Origin of the sequence: Nocardia altamirensis NBRC 108246, from assembly GCF_001612685.1 — a bacterium.
Lineage (GTDB): Bacteria > Actinomycetota > Actinomycetes > Mycobacteriales > Mycobacteriaceae > Nocardia > Nocardia altamirensis.
Genome location: NZ_BDAY01000078.1, coordinates 1 through 17,538 on the forward strand (window position 1 = coordinate 1; position 17,538 = coordinate 17,538).

General features: G+C 64.0%; 23 protein-coding genes. 13 read left to right on the forward strand and 10 right to left on the reverse strand.

The window, feature by feature from the left end:
- Nucleotides 1-119: 119 nt before the first annotated feature.
- Both NA11_RS33460 and NA11_RS33465 read left to right on the forward strand, forming a co-directional pair.
- The gene (locus NA11_RS33460) at nt 120-488 is read left to right on the forward strand and encodes a helix-turn-helix domain-containing protein (protein WP_084655280.1); all 369 of its coding nucleotides are present in this window, start codon (nt 120-122) and stop codon (nt 486-488) included.
- A 251-nt stretch (nt 489-739) separates the two neighbouring features.
- Entirely contained in the window at nt 740-979 is a 240-nt protein-coding gene (locus tag NA11_RS33465) for a DUF2076 family protein (protein ID WP_069166062.1), read from the forward strand.
- Nucleotides 980-1,113: 134 nt separating this feature from the next.
- Here the strand turns inward: NA11_RS33465 and NA11_RS46835 are convergent, their stop codons facing one another.
- From NA11_RS46835 to NA11_RS33485, 5 genes are all read right to left on the reverse strand, one after another.
- Nucleotides 1,114-1,380 carry a hypothetical protein gene (locus NA11_RS46835; RefSeq protein WP_245746377.1) on the reverse strand — a complete coding sequence of 89 codons (267 nt, stop codon included), beginning with the start codon at nt 1,378-1,380 and terminating at the stop codon, nt 1,114-1,116.
- Nucleotides 1,381-1,475: 95 nt separating this feature from the next.
- Nucleotides 1,476-1,859, reverse strand: coding sequence for a cold-shock protein (locus NA11_RS47095; RefSeq protein WP_069166063.1), 384 nt, complete (start codon nt 1,857-1,859; stop codon nt 1,476-1,478).
- Nucleotides 1,849-2,085, reverse strand: coding sequence for an Rv3202a family protein (locus tag NA11_RS33475; protein ID WP_069166064.1), 237 nt, complete (start codon nt 2,083-2,085; stop codon nt 1,849-1,851). Before NA11_RS33475 ends, NA11_RS47095 begins: the two co-directional genes overlap by 11 nt.
- A 334-nt stretch (nt 2,086-2,419) precedes the next feature.
- On the reverse strand, nt 2,420-2,731 hold the full coding sequence (locus tag NA11_RS33480) for a hypothetical protein (RefSeq protein WP_069166065.1): 312 nt from the start codon (nt 2,729-2,731) through the stop codon (nt 2,420-2,422).
- A gap of 38 nt (nt 2,732-2,769) precedes the next feature.
- Nucleotides 2,770-3,207 carry an Hsp20/alpha crystallin family protein gene (locus NA11_RS33485; protein WP_141717983.1) on the reverse strand — a complete coding sequence of 146 codons (438 nt, stop codon included), beginning with the start codon at nt 3,205-3,207 and terminating at the stop codon, nt 2,770-2,772.
- A 131-nt stretch (nt 3,208-3,338) separates the two neighbouring features.
- On the opposite strand from NA11_RS33485, the gene NA11_RS33490 reads away from it, so the two are divergent.
- Nucleotides 3,339-3,710 (forward strand): MerR family transcriptional regulator, encoded by a 372-nt coding sequence (locus NA11_RS33490; protein WP_069166066.1) that lies wholly within the window; start codon nt 3,339-3,341, stop codon nt 3,708-3,710.
- 206 nt (nt 3,711-3,916) lie between these two features.
- Here the strand turns inward: NA11_RS33490 and mbp1 are convergent, their stop codons facing one another.
- Nucleotides 3,917-4,162, reverse strand: a complete 246-nt coding sequence (gene mbp1 / locus NA11_RS44265) for a microaggregate-binding protein 1 (RefSeq protein WP_084655282.1) — start codon at nt 4,160-4,162, stop codon at nt 3,917-3,919.
- A gap of 139 nt (nt 4,163-4,301) precedes the next feature.
- Between mbp1 and NA11_RS33500 the strand changes: the two genes are divergently transcribed.
- Together NA11_RS33500 and NA11_RS45145 are read left to right on the forward strand one after the other, a co-directional pair.
- The gene (locus NA11_RS33500; protein WP_069166111.1) at nt 4,302-5,141 is read left to right on the forward strand and encodes a glucose 1-dehydrogenase; all 840 of its coding nucleotides are present in this window, start codon (nt 4,302-4,304) and stop codon (nt 5,139-5,141) included.
- A 742-nt stretch (nt 5,142-5,883) separates the two neighbouring features.
- On the forward strand, nt 5,884-6,084 hold the full coding sequence (locus tag NA11_RS45145; protein ID WP_141717984.1) for a hypothetical protein: 201 nt from the start codon (nt 5,884-5,886) through the stop codon (nt 6,082-6,084).
- 82 nt (nt 6,085-6,166) lie between these two features.
- Here the strand turns inward: NA11_RS45145 and NA11_RS33510 are convergent, their stop codons facing one another.
- The gene (locus NA11_RS33510; protein ID WP_069166069.1) at nt 6,167-6,472 is read right to left on the reverse strand and encodes a hypothetical protein; all 306 of its coding nucleotides are present in this window, start codon (nt 6,470-6,472) and stop codon (nt 6,167-6,169) included.
- Between the two features lie 4 nt (nt 6,473-6,476).
- Nucleotides 6,477-7,916, reverse strand: coding sequence for a hypothetical protein (locus NA11_RS33515; RefSeq protein ID WP_069166070.1), 1,440 nt, complete (start codon nt 7,914-7,916; stop codon nt 6,477-6,479).
- 823 nt (nt 7,917-8,739) lie between these two features.
- Between NA11_RS33515 and NA11_RS33520 the strand changes: the two genes are divergently transcribed.
- From NA11_RS33520 to NA11_RS33540, 5 genes are all read left to right on the forward strand, one after another.
- Nucleotides 8,740-9,036 (forward strand): hypothetical protein, encoded by a 297-nt coding sequence (locus tag NA11_RS33520; protein WP_069166071.1) that lies wholly within the window; start codon nt 8,740-8,742, stop codon nt 9,034-9,036.
- Entirely contained in the window at nt 9,036-10,211 is a 1,176-nt protein-coding gene (locus NA11_RS33525) for a DUF6973 domain-containing protein (protein ID WP_069166072.1), read from the forward strand. Before NA11_RS33520 ends, NA11_RS33525 begins: the two co-directional genes overlap by 1 nt.
- Nucleotide 10,212: 1 nt before the next feature.
- Nucleotides 10,213-10,662: a hypothetical protein gene (locus NA11_RS33530; protein ID WP_218023429.1), complete on the forward strand. Its 450-nt coding sequence runs from the start codon at nt 10,213-10,215 to the stop codon at nt 10,660-10,662.
- Nucleotides 10,663-10,839: 177 nt separating this feature from the next.
- A complete protein-coding gene (locus NA11_RS33535; RefSeq protein WP_069166073.1) occupies nt 10,840-11,898 on the forward strand; it encodes an AAA family ATPase in 1,059 nt (352 codons plus the stop codon).
- A 2-nt stretch (nt 11,899-11,900) separates the two neighbouring features.
- Nucleotides 11,901-13,733, forward strand: coding sequence for a vWA domain-containing protein (locus tag NA11_RS33540; protein WP_069166074.1), 1,833 nt, complete (start codon nt 11,901-11,903; stop codon nt 13,731-13,733).
- A gap of 148 nt (nt 13,734-13,881) precedes the next feature.
- Here NA11_RS33540 and NA11_RS33545 read toward each other — a convergent pair whose 3' ends face one another.
- Both NA11_RS33545 and NA11_RS33550 read right to left on the reverse strand, forming a co-directional pair.
- On the reverse strand, nt 13,882-14,343 hold the full coding sequence (locus tag NA11_RS33545; protein ID WP_069166075.1) for a GNAT family N-acetyltransferase: 462 nt from the start codon (nt 14,341-14,343) through the stop codon (nt 13,882-13,884).
- A 245-nt stretch (nt 14,344-14,588) separates the two neighbouring features.
- Entirely contained in the window at nt 14,589-14,978 is a 390-nt protein-coding gene (locus tag NA11_RS33550; RefSeq protein WP_141717985.1) for a hypothetical protein, read from the reverse strand.
- Between the two features lie 755 nt (nt 14,979-15,733).
- On the opposite strand from NA11_RS33550, the gene NA11_RS33555 reads away from it, so the two are divergent.
- The 3 genes from NA11_RS33555 (at nt 15,734) to NA11_RS33565 (ending at nt 17,512) form a co-directional block, all read left to right on the forward strand.
- Nucleotides 15,734-16,090, forward strand: a complete 357-nt coding sequence (locus NA11_RS33555) for a hypothetical protein (protein ID WP_141717986.1) — start codon at nt 15,734-15,736, stop codon at nt 16,088-16,090.
- Nucleotides 16,091-16,092: 2 nt separating this feature from the next.
- Nucleotides 16,093-16,977 (forward strand): hypothetical protein, encoded by an 885-nt coding sequence (locus NA11_RS33560; RefSeq protein WP_069166077.1) that lies wholly within the window; start codon nt 16,093-16,095, stop codon nt 16,975-16,977.
- Between the two features lie 121 nt (nt 16,978-17,098).
- On the forward strand, nt 17,099-17,512 hold the full coding sequence (locus tag NA11_RS33565) for a hypothetical protein (RefSeq protein WP_218023431.1): 414 nt from the start codon (nt 17,099-17,101) through the stop codon (nt 17,510-17,512).
- Nucleotides 17,513-17,538 lie beyond the last annotated feature (26 nt).

Below are 17,538 nucleotides of genomic sequence, written 5' to 3' on the forward strand. Positions count from 1 at the left end.
GCACGACATCGGCCCCGTGGCCGGTGAGTTGAAATTGAAGTCAATCCCTCCTCTTCCGTAGATCCCAGGCCCCGGCGCACAGCGCCGGGGCCTGCCAACGTTGAATCCCGAGAGGTGCTGTGCAGCAACCGAACACCAACCCCGCCGACGACGCCAGCGCCGCCGACAAACTCGACGACGACGACTACCCCGCCTACAGCATGGGCCGCGCCGCAGAAATACTCGGCGTCACCCAAGCATTTCTGCGCGGCCTCGACGCCGCCCACCTACTGACCCCGCAACGCTCCTCCGGTGGACACCGGCGCTACTCCCGTTACCAACTGCGCATCGCAGGCCGCGTCCGCGAACTCGTCGACACCGGCAACACCCTCGAAGCCGCCTGCCGCATCGTCATCCTCGAAGACCAACTCGCCGAAGCCCAACGCCTCAACACCAACCTCCAACACGCACTCGACAACCGAACACCCACCAACCCCACCACGGACTGATCGACCGCCGACGCTCAGAGAAGTGGAATCACCTTCTCCGGCAGCTGGGCGTAGTCGGGATCGAACACGTTAGGGCGAGAAGTTCTGCCGATTCGGGGAATCGCGCGATTCGTCCGTATGGACACGCAACTCCCGCACCCGCCGGTATGCCAGCCATCCGGCAGGCCTGCTCCCGCCACGCGGCGGATGGTTGTCACGTTCCGGTCTTCATACGGTGGTTTTCAGAACCCCGACACAGATTGGTGAACCGTATGGACCACGCCGAGCAGCAGCTCATCGGCAATCTGGCCGAGCGAATCCGCGCCGCGCAGCCGGTGGCCGAGGACCCACAGGCGACCGCGGCCGTCCAGCGCCTCATCGGCTCGCAGCCCGATGCGCTTTATGTCCTTACCCAAGCAGTACTGCTGCAGGAGCAGGCGTTGCACCAGGCGGATTCGCGGCCACACAACCAGGGGGCGACACTCCCCCGCAGTCGGGACGCCGAGGGCTGAGCGCGGGCGGATTCCTGGCGACTGCGGCCTCCGCCGCGGTCGGCGTCGCGGGCGGGCAGATGCTGCGCCAAGGGCTCAGCAATGCTTTCAGCGGAAGCGACTCCCACGGCGCCTCCGCCATGACGCCAGCGGCGTCAGGTGATTGCGGTCGCGGCCGGTCGGGTGCGGCGTGGGTACGGGTTGCGGGCGTGCGGATGACGGGGGTCAGGGGATCGGGGTGCGGCCGGATCGGCGGGCATGGCGGGTTGCATGATCGTGTCCCACCAAGGGCGCAGGGGGCTGGGTTCGGGCCAGTACACCACCGAGGAGTCGTCGGGATCGGTTGCGGCGGCGGGTATCCGGTGCGTGGCAGTGCGAGGACGCGGGTGGCGGGTGGCCTGCGTTGGGTGTGTAGAAGTCATGGCGATTACCTGGGGGTTGGGCTGTGCTGGTGAGGAGCTGTGCTGCGGTCGCGCCTGTGCTGCGGCGGGGTTGGCCACCGCCGCCGGTGTCCGACTCACGCGGCGCGCGCACGGCAGCGGGAACGATGCGGCCGATCAGGTCGGGTTCGTGGGAGCGGCCGATCGGCACCCGGTGCGGGTAGGGGCAGCACGCTGGTGGTGCGCGTGTAGGGCACGACGCGGGTAGCTTCGGGGCCGCGCGTGGTGTCGGTGGCGGTGAATGTCACCGGTTGCCCGGCGGTGAGAGTTTTAAGTCCAGGGACGTCGATCACCTGGTAAGCGACGAACACCGCAGGACCGGTATCGGGTGTCAGGAACCCGAAGCCCTTCTCGGTGTTGAACCAGGCGACGTGGCCGTGCTGCCAGCGCGGCAGCTGCTGCGGGTCGTTGGTGTGGGGTTCGCATCGGGGGGTGGCAAGGATTGGGCTGTCAGTCGGCATTGTGGTGGTCGTAGTCGTCGTCATCGCAGTCCAGTGGGGTGATCCAGGCTTGGTCGATACGGTCGGTGAGTGCGGCGTACTCGAGCGCGCCGCGCACGGTTTCCGGCGGCGGTGCCAGCGTGGCCGGATCCAGTCCGGCCTGGTCGTCGTTGTCGCGGAGGAGAACGTTCTGTTCGGCGCGGTCGAAGACGCTGCCTGCCGCAGCGAAGGGTCCGGTACTACTCATTGCTCCTCTCCTCTTGTGTCGTTCGTGGTCGATGAAGTGAAGGGCGCGTGAGCCCGGAAAGCCACAGCTGACCGGGCTCACCCGGCGACGGAAGGAATCTGAACAGGACTTCTCTGTGATGTGTTCGCGCGCGGGCCAGCGAACCCGTGCCCTGCCTGATGCCACTCGCGGTGGCTGTGCACAGGCCGAACCGAGAGTGTTCGGTGCGGCGCTGGTGCCGGTGTTCGGTCCAGGCATCGGCCGCTGGCCCTTGATCGCGAGAACAGCTGTGTAGGAGAACGTTTCGTATGGTCTGCGTTGTTTGTCGATGTATTTGACGGGCATCACCTCGCTCTCACTGGTTGTCGAATACCAAGTCGAGCCTGGCTGGGTGTGCGGTAGGCGGGCCGCGTTCTCGACCCTGCTCGGGGCCGGGCCGGTGGCCATGGTGACACGTGGTCGGCCACCAGCGGCCCGGCCCTGGCCGGGGTGTGCGGGGTTCCCGTCGCAGCGGGCAGTCCCAGCGGTTGCCGGCCCGGCACAGGATGTCGTCGATCTCGGCGAACAAGCCCTCGAGATCAGGATCCAAGCTCAGCAGCCGGGGATCCAGCCACGACAACTCCTCGGCGATCTCGCTCGGCGCGGGACCGGTCGCGCCATTCGTCATAAGGATCACCACAGGGCCTTCCCGTGATGGCGCCAGGCTCAGGCGTTGATGGTCTGATGGTTGCTGTCGTGGTGGATGATCTCGATCTTGCGGGGTTTGGCCTTCTCCGCGACCGGGATCACCAAGCGCAGCACCCCGTCGCGGTAGTCCGCACGGATGGCGTCGGTGTCGAGGTTCTCCCCCAGGAACAGCTGGCGGGAGAACACCCCGCGGGTACGTTCCGCGGCGATCATCGACCGGTCCGGGTCCAGTTGTGCGCGTGACGCCTTGACGGTCACCACGTTGCGTTCGATATCCAAGTCCAGGGATTCGGGGTCGATGCCGGGCAGGTCGAGTTCGACATAGAACTCATCGCCCTCGCGCCAGGCGTCCATCGGCATGGCTGCCGGACGGGCCGACGTGCCGAACACCTGCTGGGTCAGGCGATCCAGATCCCGGAACGGATCGGTGCGCATCAGCATGGTCGCCACCTCCACTCACTCCATTCTCTTTCGACGGCACTCAGATAACCTCTGTCATCTGGATGAGATTTGTTTTAGCACTCCACTGAAGAGAGTGCAAGTGTCGCAGTCAGGTAATCTGGAGGAACCGAGAAAGAAGGAGCAGGATGCTGGATCCAAACGACCCCCTACCCGGCTCAACCAGTGATCACCGGCCGGGCCACGGGCAAGCGGTGTACGGGATCTCGGTAGCAGCCGAGCTGGCCGGGATGGGGGCCCATTCGCTGCGCTTGTACGAGCAGCACGGCCTGGTTACCCCGGCCCGCAGCGCCGGAGGTACCCGCCGCTACAGCAACGACGACCTCGCCCGGTTAGCGCGCATCGCCGTGCTGGCCGGCCAAGGGATCAACCTCGCCGCGATCGCGCGGATCCTCGACCTCGAAGACACCAACACCGCCCTCGCGGACGCCAACACCGCACTACGCCACTCCAACGCCACGCTCACCGCCGAACGCGACCGGCTCCGCGACACACCATGACCACCACATCCGAGCGGATCGGCCCGGGGATGCATGACATCGTGCACCCGCACGCCCAGCTCATTGGAGCTCGTGATCACGAGCAGATCCGCACAGGCGCTCAACCGCGCAAAGTCGATGCGCACCTCACGTTTCATCGAAGATGAGTGGTTTGCCGCGGCTTGCGGGCCGACTGATTCGCCGACCGCGCAACCTGTTATCCGTAACTACTTGCCGTGTCGATGGCCGGCTTGACGGGCTTCGGCGACATCGGCCTCCGCGCGGGCCTTCTCCGCTGCGGCTTCCTTCTTCGCGGCTTCGAGTTCGGACTCGGCCTTGTCCTGCTGGGCTTGTCCCTCGCCCTTGAGGTTCTCGTCACCGGTGACAGCGCCAGCGACCTCCTTGACCTTGCCCTTCGCGCCTTCGATGACGCCTTCGACACCCTCACGGGGCCCACTTCCATGCTCTGACAAAGTAATTCACCTTCCTATACGGCATAACGATTGACATTCGCCGCGTACCCGGAGGCACTCCCTTCAATCGCATGTTTGCCGCTCACTCGAGGAGGTAGTCGCCGGGAAGATGACGCAACCTCGGAAGAAGGAGATCGTCGTGGGCTTTCCTGAACAGCAGCAGTCGGTTCCCGGAGTGCAGGGCCAGATGAGCCCGGTGCCGGATTGTGGTGAAGCCAGCTACCGGGGATCCGGAAAGCTCACCGGTAAGGCGGCGGTGGTCACCGGCGCCGACAGCGGGATCGGGCGAGCGGTGGCGATCGCGTTCGCTCGCGAGGGCGCTGACGTGCTGATCTCCTATCTCAACGAGGACGACGACGCCAAAGAGGTCGCCGACCTCGTGACCGAGGCCGGGCGCAAAGCAGTGCTCGTGGCGGGCGATCTCACGGAACCCGGGCATTGCCGAACCGTCATCGAACGCGCGGTGCGGGAATTCGGCAAGATCGACGTGCTGGTCAGCAACGCGGCATACCAGATGACGCACGAAACGCTGGAGGAGATCAGCAACGAAGAGTTCGACTACACCTTCCACGTGAACGTCAGCGCATACTTCCGCTTGGTCAAGGCCGCATTGCCGCACATGCCTGCCGGTTCGTCGATCATCGGCAGTTCCTCGGTCAACTCCGATATGCCTTCGCCGACCCTCGCCCCTTACGCGGCGACCAAGGCCGCGATCGCGAACTTCTCGGCCAGCCTGGCACAGCTACTCGGCGAGCGTGGTATTCGGGTGAACAGTGTTGCGCCAGGACCGATTTGGACACCACTGATCCCCTCGACCATGCCGCCGAAGAAGGTGGCCAACTTCGGTGACGACGTACCGCTCGGCCGCGCGGGACAACCCGCCGAGCTCGCCGCCACCTACGTCCTGTTGGCCTCCGAGGACGGCAGCTACATCTCCGGCGCCCGCATCGCGGTCACCGGTGGGCGACCGATCCTTTGAGCGGCCGCCCACAGCACTGCACGCGAACCGGGGCCGTCGACGTCAGCGCGTCTTGCCCACATCGTGTACCCGGTCGAGCCCGGTCACCTCGATCGGCCGCCGCACCCTGCAGCGACGCGACCACCCGCAGTCCACACATCCCGCCAGCAGTCAACGCGAACAGCAGCGCGCTCAGTCCGTCGGAACCGAAGATGCCCACGCCCGACAGGTCCACCACGAGCAGAATCGGCTCATAGCCGAGGGCGTCCTCGCACTCCAATTTACAAGGCCGCCCCAGACCGCAACCCCGATTTCCGACGGACACATCCTGCTCGTTTGCGCCCAAGCACCGACCCGGACATGACGCGAACCGAGGGGCGAGTCTCGACGCTACTGTCCGAGTTCCAGCGATGTCCGCTGGTGCAGTAGGTGTGCGTATTGGTTGTACCCCCCGGGACATAGTACGAGCCGAACTCCCTTGCACCGAAAGGGATTTCGGCTCTTATCGTATCTACAGTCGACTTTGAATCCCACGGGATGGGTAATCTGAGCGCCGCGGTCGAACAGGCTGGTGATTTACCTCGCCAGCAGGTAGCGGATGCTGGAACGCTGTCTCGCGGGCTGACGGCGTGCCCCATACGGGCGACCCGGCCTATTCCGACACACGCAGGAATGCGGCGTCATGGCCGATACCCTCTCTATCATCTTTCTATTGCCAGGAACTAGGACCAGTGGCCCGCTACCGCTTCAGAAAGGCGCATCGATGGGCTCCGAACTTGGATCAGCGATGATCGGCCTCGGCTCTGCGGCTTTCACGGCGCTGGGCGGACCAGCGCTCCTCGCCACCGGCTCGGCGGCGTTGGTCGCGGTAGGCATCATGGCCGGGATAGCGGCCAATGTTGTCGGGATTCCAGCCAGCATCATCGGTATCTTGCTCGGACTGGGATTGATACCACGTCCGTGAGGAAGTCGATTGGCTCGAACCGCCTGGGTCCGGAGCTGATCGACCGATTGCAGGTCGGCTTGCGTGCAGCGGCCGTTCGTTCTCAGGCCCAACCGAACCTCCCGGCGCTACCAGCTCGCCGACGATGCCGTTGAAGCCGAATCAGGCGAGCGCGTCGGTAGCGGGCGTACCCGATGCCGAGGCCTTTGCCGACCAAGCCGCCCGACAGGACTGCTGCGACACCGCCGACGATCATGCCGAGGATGGAGCCGGATCCGGGCGGTGCGAGCCCGGCCAGCAGCGTGAGCGGATAACCCAGGCCCGCGAGCGCGGCTACGACAGTGCCGGTGCCGCAACCGCATTCGCGTCCCAACCGATCGATCTCGGCGTGCGTGTCCTTACTCGGCATGGCCTCACTCAATGGGAGAGTCCGTCGACTCGGCGCCCAAGCACTCGGGCGGGAAGTTGGCGACGATGTAATCCCAGGCGGCCTTGGCCTCGTCGAAGACGAAGCTGGGTTCGCCGCTGAGATAGATATCCGGGACCAGCCACCAACTCCACCAACTGTTCTTCTTGGGGGAGTACATGATTCGGTTGACGCCGTCGGTATGGCAGAGCCCGAAGTAATGGCCGAGCTCGTGGATCGGCACGTACTTCCAGATCTGGTTGGGCCGGTTGTCGATGAACGTCACACCAGAGGCGACGCTTCCCGACAGTCCGCAAGCCGTACGCTCCAGCGTGGCCGCCAAACCGCGCAGGCCATCGGTGTAGCGGAAGATGCCGACCGCCACCGGATGACACAGTTGATGATCCGCCCCGGAGCGATCAACCGTCTTATCAATGCGCCCGACCTTATCGATCAGGAATCTGGCCAGCGCGCTGTTGGCGTCTGGGGTGTCGAAGCCGTGCTGGACGATGTGGCCCGCCGAGGTGACCAGTACCCGGTCGGTGTTGAAGCTCATCATCAATCCGAGTTCACGGCCCTTCTCCTCGGTGGCGCTCACCCGTTCGTCGAGGGCGCCGTCGCGCATCGGCAGCACGATGAACGGCGGTCCCTGCTGTCCACGCGAGGAAAGGTAGGTGTCGAGTTCATCTTCGGAGATCGGATTGTCGAATTCCCCTCCGCCACCGCCACCGACGACGATTCCTTTCTTCAATGTTTTGTAGTTCTTGCGATTCCAGAAGCCCTCGTCGAATTCGAAGCCGCACAATGCACGCAGGTTGATGGCGCCGGTTTCATGCAGCACAACCAGATTGGGCGCCGTGGGATCTGTCGGTGAGGGCGCCTCGGAGTCGAGTACCGTGCGGTACGCCGTTGCGTCCATGCGCAGGCCGAACGCGCCGTGGTCGAGCCGAATGGCTTCCTCGATCTGCTCGAGCGTTGTGCCCGAGTACTTCTTCTCCAGCAGTCCGCGGACATAGTTCCGCAGTCGCCAGCGATTGATCTCCTCGATGATGTAGGCGATGGTGTCACCGAGGAAAATGATGCGGCCCAACCCGATCGCTCCGAGAACGATCCCGATCCCGATCTGGAGCAGCCCGTCGAGGATGCGCCGCCAGTCGAGGGTGAATATCCCCGCGACGACGTCCCACAGACCGCCCGCGACGTCTTTGATGATGCCCCAGACGACCGCGACCAGCTTGCATACGGTCCGGGTGACCCACTTGCCGACCTTCACGATCACCCACCGGATCACCTTCACGAAATACGTGACGAACCAGCACACCCACCCGCGCGGGTCATACCATGGATAATCCTTACACTTCTTTTCCTGTCTTTCTTCCCACTCCTCGACGGGCTTGGAAACCTCTTCCTCGATCCATTCGGTGATCTCGGTACAGACGAGAGCCATGACGTACACCTCTACCCACCCCGCGAGTTGGGAGCACTCGTGCCATTGCGAGCGGACGACTCCCGGCCCGTGGAAATCCGTGGGTATGGCTATATACGGTCGGCGCTGGTTCCGCGTTTCGCCGAAAAGGAAAACAGTCCTGATTCGTAATGTTCAGAACCCCGGCAAGAACACCGGGCAGGTCCGCGCCGGCAGCGTCCGCTGGACAGCGCGCACCAACGAACAGGGAGCGGTGAATCCCCGCCCATGCTCGGCGACCGACAGGGCAGGCACCGATTGCCGCCCGTCGCCTACGAGCCTTTCCCTGTGTTGCTGGACCTAGCGCAGCCGGTCACAGAAGTAGCCGATATGGGCCGCGAACCGAACCCGTGACATTTCAGTTCGCTTTATAGTCGCCATAACGGCGAGGGCCAGGAGCGGCGGCGCACTTAGGTTTTCGGTCGCGCCTTGGGACAATCTGCTCGAGGTGCACGACCTGCTACGGGAAGCTGCCGTTCGGTGACCAGCGCTCAGGGCGGAGAACTGTCGCGCAGCTGGGTTCCACTCACGCAACGCGTCGTGGGACAGGCGGCGTGGCTCGGCGCCGACGCTACCTGCCCAGCAGGCTCAGGCACGACTCGGTGATGAACGGCGCCACGACACGGGCTGAAGTATCCACGCCGATACTCGTTACAGCGCAACCAGACCGGAAGTCGCGAGAGTCACGGACCAGGTACAAGCCCCCGAAATTGCCTGCATCCCTTGACTTCCGGGCGGATTAGCATTAGCTGGCAGGCACGTGGCAATGCCCACTGTGCCCGCAATCACGAATGAGTGTGGGAAAATGCGAGGATTCGAGGTCTATCCCGCGGCGCTGCGCGCCGCGTCCGATGCGGCACGGCTGGCAGCAGACGGTGTGCGCACATTGAAGGTGAGCCGGGTGGCAGAGCTCGCCGCAGCGTTGCCGGGGACGGAGTCCGCGGGGACCGCGGGTGAGCTCGGCCGACACTGGGAGACCACCACCAAGCAGTGGGCTGATGCCATGGCCTCCTACGCGAGCACGATGACCGCGGCTGCCAAAGAGTATGAGGCGCAGGACAAGACCAACGCGCACGTCATCGGTCGGACAGGTGGCAGGTGATGGCCACCTGGGACGAGATCAAGCGCTGGCAGCCCGACGTCATCGAGCAGCTCTGTGACCATCTCGACGCGCAGAAAAAGCTGGTCATCGAACTGGAGGACGAGCTGGACGGCGCCAAGGCGGCCGGATGGACCGGGTCGGCCGCGGACGTTGCCGACAGTGACCTGCGCGGCCACCGGCAAGCGCTGGAGGAATTCGCCGCACGGCTTGCCGCGGCGGTGCGGATCGTCTACGACACCAAGAATTCCGTGCGGGAACTGGTCCGTGCTGTCGAGGCGACCGACGATTTGGCCGCCAAGAACGGCTACCGGATCGAGAATGGCGCGGTCGTCGAGACCGACAACGTCAGTGGGTGGTTCGCCGCAGTGGAAACCCTGCAGATGAACGTGAAGGCGGCGTTGACCAACGCGGCCGCGATCGACACCGAGCTGAATTCGGTGCTTCGCCGCATCATGTCCGGCGATATCGACGACGCGGGAGCGACGACACTCGCGTCCGCCGCACATGCCGGCGAGTTCGCCGATGAGCTGCGACATGACGATTTGCTCACGAAGTACCAGGTCAAGACGGATGGCACGACGATATGGCCGACCGGTCCGACCGCCTTTCTCGCGAAGTTGGGGGGTATCGCGCCGGAGCGGCTCACCAAGACCGAGGCGGCGATGCTGAACGACCTTCAGGCACGCAAGGGACTCCTGGGGCTCAAAGAGTTCGCCGACATCCGGCAAGATGCGCTCCACCTCGCAAAAGGCAAGTTCGACGGAAAGGGCGGCACCGATGGGCACGCGGACGCCTTCCGGCACGCCTACTGGAATGCCGTGATGACGCAGCGGTACGGCGAGCAGTGGACGCGCGAGTTCACCACCGCCCACGAGCGGAACCCAACCGGCCACCGCATTCCGGTGGGCATGGACCTGCACAACAACGAGGTGGGCCGCGAAATCGCCCGAGCCAACCCGGGTGCCGGTCCGGAGAGGCTGGCGAACCTGGTCGAGCAGGCGGTCAAGGACGGCAGAATGCTGGTCATCGACAAAAATGACACACTCATACGCTCTAACGAGGTGAATGCCGGCGCAACCCGAGACACCCAGCGCTATCCCTGGCCGACGGGCGGCCCGGCGCGCGACGGCGACCACGATCCCGGCACACCGACGGCGAAACCGAACCCATACTGACATGCGCTTGATGCTGACCCTGCTCGCACTGCTCGCACTGCTCGCGGGATGTGGCACGAACACCTCGGGAGTGACGGTGGAATTCGACGAGGACCTCGAACATGCGATCACCGAGCTGGCCCGCTCGGGCGGCTCGCGACCGCTCAAGGAACTGGCCCCAGGCAACTGGACCTCGGTACACATTCTCACCGGTCCCGCAACCGGCTCGTCGATCGAGCAGGAGCTGGGCCGACCCGTCGAGATCGACGGCGACGGCACGTACGGCGGAGACTACGTCCAGGACGGCAACCTCCTCGTTTTCCAACACGACGGCACCATCGTCCGAATGGTCAGCCTTGGCCAACTCGCTGCGCTCGGCACGGGCGAATACCAAGCGGACGTTGTGCTGACGGTGCAAGCCGGCGGCGCCTTCAAGCTGACCGACCCGAATGGCCGGCCCGCAGGCCGCTGAACGCGCCACTGCGGGACAGTTCGTGAGCGAGCGGAGGCGTTGCTGAGCCTGTCGGTGGTGCGGGATCGAGGGTTCGGCCTGGCAAGGGGTTCCCGGCGCCGGGGGTGAAAATCGCTGGCGGGCGCTCCGGGTGTCTCTTTACCCTGGGCAGGTATCGATGGAGACGAAAGGAAGCATTTGGAAGCGACTGTCGCGGTGACCCCGGATCAGTTGCCGGAGTTGCTGTTGCATGTTGCGGTGGTGCGGCCGGTATTTCTGTGGGGGGCTCCTGGAATCGGGAAGAGTTCACTGGTGCGGGCTTTCGCCGATTCGCTCGGACTGGAATGCGTGACCCTGCTCGGTACGCAGCTTGCACCGGAGGATCTCATCGGAGTACCGCAGATCGTGGCTGATCGCAGCCGGTTCGCGCCGCCGGAGATGATCGCAAGGCCCGAGCCCTACTGCCTGTTTCTGGACGAGTTGAACGCGGCGCCCGCCGAGGTGCAGAAGTCGTTCTATTCGCTGATTCTCGATCGGCGGGTGGGGAATTACGAATTGCCGGCCGGATCGGTGGTGATCGGGGCGGGAAATCGGGCCACCGACAACGCCATGGCCCGGCCGATGGCTTCGGCGCTGGTGAACCGCATGGTGCACGTGCATTTGCGGGTGGACGTCGACGACTGGCTGAAATGGGCTGCGGGCAACGATATTCATCCGTGGGTGATCGAGTACATCCTGCAGCGGCCGGATCATCTGTGGTCGGCGCCGCCGAAAACCGAGCAGCCGTTCTCGACGCCACGTGGCTGGCACATGCTGTCCGACGCGCTGCACTCCTACGGGGACGAGGTGGACGACACCGCCCTGTGGGTGCTGGCGTCTGGAACCCTCACTACCGCACACGCTTCCGCGTTCCGCGCGTTCGTGAAGACGGTCCGTCACGCTTTCGATCTGGAGGCGGTGATCAAGGGGGAAGCGTCGTGGCCGCGCAATCCCGCCGACCGGGATCTGCTCTATTTCTTGTCGGAGACCTTCCGGGCCCGATTGATCAAGGAGCTGCCCGCTTCCCGCGAGCACGTGTCTTCGGGCCTGAAACGCTTTGTGCTGCGGACGAAGACGATGCTCACCGAACTCGCCGAGATCTCGGTGGAATGCGCCCAGCTGGTCATCGCCTCCGATGGCGACGGGATGCCAGTGCTGCCGTCCTGGTTCCTGGTCGAGGTCACCCGTGATCTGCCGCGGCTGGCGGCGCGGCGCTAGCAATGGCGGGACGTGCGACGCGCAAACGCCGGGTGGGTGCCGACCCGTGGCTGGAGAACCGACGGGCCGGATGGGCTCTGGTGCAGGGCAACCCGATCTTCCGGCGGCTGCGCGGCGGCTGCCTCGAGGCTGCCGCCGAGGTGCTGCCAGCGCAGGTCTGGGCGATCGTCGATCCCGTAGGGACCGTCATGTGCAATCCGAAAGCCCGTGGTACCGCCGAGGAATGGGCCTGGGTCTTCGCGCATTTACTACTGCACGCTGGATTCGGGCACCTGGATCCGCGCGAGGTGCCGCCGCGCACGCTCGAAGAGAACAGTTACGCGCGCAGCTGGCTCACCGCACCGAATCAGCCGCATCCGGTCTACCGGGCGGCCTGCTGCGCGGTGATCGATAAGTACCTGTCCACCTTGAAGATCGGCCGCCCGCCGGTCGCGCTACCCCCTCCGCCGGGCGGATCGGACGAGCACTCCCTCGCCGAAAGGTGGTGGTACACCGGCGTTCCCGACGCGTACCGCTGCCCGGAATATCCTGATTTCTTCATCGGCAGCGCTGCGACGGCCAAGAACATAGACCATCGCACCCACTTCGCCATCGGCATCGGCGAGGCCGCCCGCGACGCGTTGGAATCCGCGGGCCGTGACGTCACCCGCGGCAAGCAGCAGACCATGCGGGTGTGGGATCGCGCCCTGAACTGGTTCGTCTCCTCCTACCCGCTGCTGGGTGCACTGGCCGCAGGTATGACGATCGTCGCGGACCCGGATGTGGCGCGCGGCTGGGACATCTCGATCGCCGCCGTCAATGCCGAAGTCGCCGAGATCTACATCAATCCTCTCGTCGGTCTCACCGAGGAGGAATGGCGTTTCGTGCTCGCCCACGAGATGCTGCACGCCGCGCTGCGGCACGCCGAGCGCGCGGGCTGGCGCGATCACTACCTGTTCAACGTCGCCTGCGACTACGTGGTCAATGGCTGGCTGGTCGAGATGGGTGTCGGCGAACTGCCTTCCGGCCTGCTCTACGACCCGCAGCTGAAAGGGCTTTCCGCCGAACAGGTCTACGACCGCATCACCGGTGACCTGCGCCGCCTGCGCAAGCTGGCCACCCTGCGCGGTCGCGGTCGCGGCGACATCCTCGGCGAACCCCTGCCGCATGGCGGTGCGCCCGGCCGCTACCTGGACCTGGACGGCTACTACCGCAATGCCCTTGGCACCGGCCTGGTTTATCACCAGTCCAGCGGCCGCGGCCTGCTGCCGGCTGGGCTGGAACAGGAGATCCGCGCCCTCGATCAGCCGCCGTTGCCGTGGGACGCTCAATTGGCGCAATGGTTCGACGAGCACGTGCCCGCCGTCGAGAAGCACCGCAGCTACGCCCGCGCCTCTCGCCGCCAGTCCTCGACCCCTGATATCCCGCGCCCCGCGTGGACCCGCCCCGAAGAGTCGGTTCGCCTGCCGACGTTCGGGGTAGTGCTGGATACGTCCGGCTCCATGTCGGTGGAACTCATGGGCAAAGGCTTGGGTGCCATCGCCGCCTACGCCCGCGCCAGGGATGTCCCGCGCGCCCGGGTCGTCTTCTGTGATGCCGCCGCCCACGACGCCGGATATCTGCCCGTGGACGACATCGCCTCCCGGGTCAGGGTCCGCGGCCGCGGCGGCACCGTCCTGCAACCCGGTATCCGAATGCTCGAGCGCGCCGACGACTTCCCTGCCGACGCGCCCGTACTTGTCATCACCGACGGCATGTGCGATGTCGTCCGCATCCGCCGCGAGCACGCCTTCCTCATCCCGGCTGGAGCCGGACTCCCCTTCCGTCCACACGGCCCGGTCTTCCGTATGCGCTGAAGATTCCACGTCGACGCAGCCCACCCCCGACTACACCTCCGCGCATCTGCGCATCGATCTGACCCGCTTTGCCTGCTACTGGGCGCCTTCGACGAACAACCGGCCCCAACCGACACCGAGTAGCCGGATCCGGCCACGATCACACCGATCAGCCGAGAACCTGGCGATAGACCTGCCGGGAACCGCCTTCCGGGCCGGCGACAGCGGCTTCGGCGGGCACGAAACCGAGACTCTCGTAGAAGCTGCGTGCTCCGCCGGCAACCGCACCCGGATGATCGGCCCCGAAAGTGATCACCTCGACACAGCCTGGACCCCGCACGAATCTGCGCCTGGCCTCCGCCATCAACCCGCGACCGACGCCCTTCCCACGGTTCGGCTCCGAAACCACAAGCCAGTGAACCCGATACACCGGAGCCTTGCCACCGAACAACAGCCCACCAACCAGATCCGACCCCGCAACAGTGACCAGCGCCGTCGACCGACGAATATGATTTTCCACCGAGCTACGGAACCCTGGATCCTCAACCATCGAGCCGAACCACTGCTCGACCTCGGATGCCAAACCGAGGATGGCAGGCAAGTCCGCCTCCTGCGCAAGTCTGACGATCACCCGACCAGTCTGACAGCACCCCACCGCCGTCGACATTCGCGGACAACTTCGCCCCGCAACCCGACGAACAGCAGTCGAAATTCAACGCTGTCCGGCGCCGCGGTGAACACGGTCGAGCAGGAGGTCACCGAAACGGTGTCGAAGATCGGCAAGCGATTCAACGATTGGCGGTCGGGCGAACGGGAGAATCAGGCCCTCCGATGAACGGCCGGGGCCCGATGGCTATCGGGACCCGGCCGTTGTCATCAGGACTGGCTGTTACAGCGGGGATTCGCGTTCGTGTCCACCGTCACACTGTGCGATGGCGTACCCGCCAGATATTCCTGCGCGATGATGTTGTGCGCGCCCTTCTTGATCGGGGTCCAGGTGGTCGTCGCCCTCCCCGACTCATCGGCCGTTGGACTGACCTTCGGGAAGGAATCCCGAGTGCCTTCGAGTGTCCCGTCGGCATCGAAGAACACCACCGCCTTTCCCGGATCAGCGTGCGCGACAACGGTATACGAGCACCCGGCCTCGGTCGGCGTGATATCGATACCGGTAACGACGGCACCCGCTTGCGGCGCACCGAGCGCGACAGCCGCCGCGATCGCACCGAGCGCGGTCAGCACGACGCTTGCCCTCTTGGAAACAGACACAGTGAAATACCTCTTCTCCAAAATCTCGACTCCCGACAACGAACCGGGCAAGTATTGCAATGGAGATATTCGGGCTGTAGCCCCCGATTCCACGGCCTTGACAAGAAGACCTCACGACCCGAGTGGAGTCCGGCCGGAATAATGAAAATCCTACTATTCGGTCGAGCGCCGAACCATACCCGAATCTATTGATGGGTTACCAGCGTTGGGAAATTCACGCGCTGCACCGAAACCCCTCGGCCGGAATGATCAACCCGCCTCCAGCAGGCATCGAAAGTACAGGCACACCAGCACTGGCTGGTCCGAAACGCGCGGGTCGCGGCACTATCGGACGTCTGGTGCGTCTAGGGCGGTGCAGTGGGTTCGGTGGCGCCAAGGAGAATGAGGTGCCGCCAACCGACGCTAGTTGAAAACCGAGCAGTCGCAGCTAGATGCTGCGGCAACGGGTCCGTCTGCGCTGCCAGAGTACATTTTCGGCAGTGTCGATGCGGTGCTGCAAAGTCGAGTTGAACACGAGGGCCTCGTCCGGCAAGATATTGGTACGCCAGGCATTCCAGCAGTGAACATGTCATGCCGGATTGTCGTGCGTTCGGAAAGCGGGGGTCATGAAACTCATCACCTGGATAAGTCTCATGTTCAGAGCGGACGAGGATCGAGATTAGCCTCGCTATGCGATCGAACCGCCTGGACCGTGGAGCTGGACCGCCTGGCATCGGCCAATATTCGCGGATGAGGGATTCAAAGAGAGGGCGAACGTGGCTAAGGACAGCGAAGCGTTGGGTGTCAACCTGTGGAAACTAGAGCATGTGGCAAAGGCTACCTTCCCGATGATCTCAGGCGACTACAACAGCGCAATCAGTAATTGTCAGCGCGTCCTGGACGGATTGGATAAGGCGATGCAGCGGCCGGCGGAATTCGGCGCTAATCAGGTGCACCCGGCCTATCTCGAGTTGCACAATATCGTGGTGGGCTACCTGAAACAGACCAAATCCAATCTGGATGATACATCCGCGGCGCTGCACAGTGCCGTGATGCTTTACGCGGAGACCGACCGAATATCAGCTGCCGAGTTGCTCCGCCGTGTAAAGCTCGACCCGGATCTGAAAGGCTAGCTATGGGTTTCGAAAAGCTCATGCAAGACGCGAAGTATATCAGGGAGAAGGCTATCGAAGTGGGAACACAAGAGGAGCCGAGAGAGCTGGCCGAGCAGCGCTATCAACATATCGAACCATTGTTCGAGCCGTTCTCCAGGATGCCCGATCCGGCGGGGTACGATCCGCTGATTCACACTCTCAGCTCCGCCATGGCGGAGCTGAGCACCAAGGCAATTGCGCATACCGACCCCAACCAGAACGTGGCCATGAACGGCACGGACCTGGCCAGGATGGTTACCGCCGGTGGTTACCTGGACATCTGGACCGGCGATGCTGCGATAGCGTTCAAGGCCAACTTCATCGACCGTTTCGCAACGATTTCCGGAAATCAATTTGCAGCGCTGTCCGTAATGAAAGGTGTCCTGGAGGCGCACCGGGCGATGTGGCGCGCAGCGCGCGAGGACATCGCTAAAATTGCGGAAACCGCGATAGCGGCGCTCAACAACTCCGGTGGTTACTGTCCGGCCAACTGGAAGTATGGGCTGACGGTGAGTTCCGCGCTCACCACTCTCATTGGGGTAGGCATTACCGCCGTGACGGGTGGTGTTTGGGTGGTTGCGGCGATTGGCGCAGCCGCGACCATGGGTAATGCCATGAACGATAGCATTCCCCCTGGGTCCGGGCACTCGGCCCGCGCTATCATCGACGCGATGGTGGAAGCGATCAACAGACTACTCACACGCATTCATGAGGCCGAGCAACAGAAAATCGTACCGCTGGTGCGGGGTTGGATCGATGCCATGCACAAGAGTCAAGACCTGATGGTCTCCGCCCGTCCGAATTTGGCCGGCATGAACGATCGTGACCTCCTCGGTCGCAGCGGCTTGGGTAAGCCAAATCTGTGACATTGGTGTAGGTAAGCCGAAGTATTGGAAGCGAAGGAGGAGGGGCCTTGGCGGATCTGGCTGAGCGACTAGATGATATTCGAGTACATGTGCGCGCGCCCAGGGCGGAAATCGAGCGGAGTTGCGTCATTATACCGATGTCACGTTCTCGTTCGGCGAAAGCGTTTACGGCTTGGCTAATGAATCGAGGCTGGCGCTGGCCATGGAAGCTATCGGGAGGCTACTGAGAATCGGGTGGGTGCGGCAGTATCGAAAAGCGCTCGAGGGCACTCATCTGTTCACCGATGCCCATGATCCACAGAATTTGGCTTTTTTCGCAGACCGCGCCGAGATCGAATCCATCGGCGAGTCCAGCGACGGGCGGTTCACGATATCCTCGGTGGGTATGGAAAGTTTCTCGGTCGACATCAGGCCGGGTACCCTGTATGAGTTGTCCGAAGGTGAGTTCTGTGCGAGTGCCTCCGAAGCGGCCACGAAGCTGGCACGGGATTTCCTGGCCAAAATGCAGGAACTCAAAAAGCAACACTACCGGTGACGGACTCGAACGGGTTCGTCTGTTTC

Excerpts from the sequence above, each read along its gene's own strand:
- NA11_RS45145 (WP_141717984.1), top strand. The coding sequence starts at position 5,884 with ATGGGCTCCGAACTTGGATCAGCGATGATCGGCCTCGGCTCTGCGGCT.
- NA11_RS33465 (WP_069166062.1), top strand. The coding sequence starts at position 740 with ATGGACCACGCCGAGCAGCAGCTCATCGGCAATCTGGCCGAGCGAATC.
- NA11_RS47095 (WP_069166063.1), bottom strand. The coding sequence starts at position 1,859 with ATGCCGACTGACAGCCCAATCCTTGCCACCCCCCGATGCGAACCCCAC.
- NA11_RS33515 (WP_069166070.1), bottom strand. The coding sequence starts at position 7,916 with ATGGCTCTCGTCTGTACCGAGATCACCGAATGGATCGAGGAAGAGGTT.
- NA11_RS33540 (WP_069166074.1), top strand. The coding sequence starts at position 11,901 with ATGGCGGGACGTGCGACGCGCAAACGCCGGGTGGGTGCCGACCCGTGG.
- NA11_RS33490 (WP_069166066.1), top strand. The coding sequence starts at position 3,339 with ATGCTGGATCCAAACGACCCCCTACCCGGCTCAACCAGTGATCACCGG.
- NA11_RS46835 (WP_245746377.1), bottom strand. The coding sequence starts at position 1,380 with ATGACTTCTACACACCCAACGCAGGCCACCCGCCACCCGCGTCCTCGC.
- NA11_RS33560 (WP_069166077.1), top strand. The coding sequence starts at position 16,093 with ATGGGTTTCGAAAAGCTCATGCAAGACGCGAAGTATATCAGGGAGAAG.
- NA11_RS33475 (WP_069166064.1), bottom strand. The coding sequence starts at position 2,085 with ATGAGTAGTACCGGACCCTTCGCTGCGGCAGGCAGCGTCTTCGACCGC.
- NA11_RS33530 (WP_218023429.1), top strand. The coding sequence starts at position 10,213 with ATGCGCTTGATGCTGACCCTGCTCGCACTGCTCGCACTGCTCGCGGGA.
- NA11_RS33510 (WP_069166069.1), bottom strand. The coding sequence starts at position 6,472 with ATGCCGAGTAAGGACACGCACGCCGAGATCGATCGGTTGGGACGCGAA.
- NA11_RS33480 (WP_069166065.1), bottom strand. The coding sequence starts at position 2,731 with ATGACGAATGGCGCGACCGGTCCCGCGCCGAGCGAGATCGCCGAGGAG.
- NA11_RS33520 (WP_069166071.1), top strand. The coding sequence starts at position 8,740 with ATGCGAGGATTCGAGGTCTATCCCGCGGCGCTGCGCGCCGCGTCCGAT.
- NA11_RS33525 (WP_069166072.1), top strand. The coding sequence starts at position 9,036 with ATGGCCACCTGGGACGAGATCAAGCGCTGGCAGCCCGACGTCATCGAG.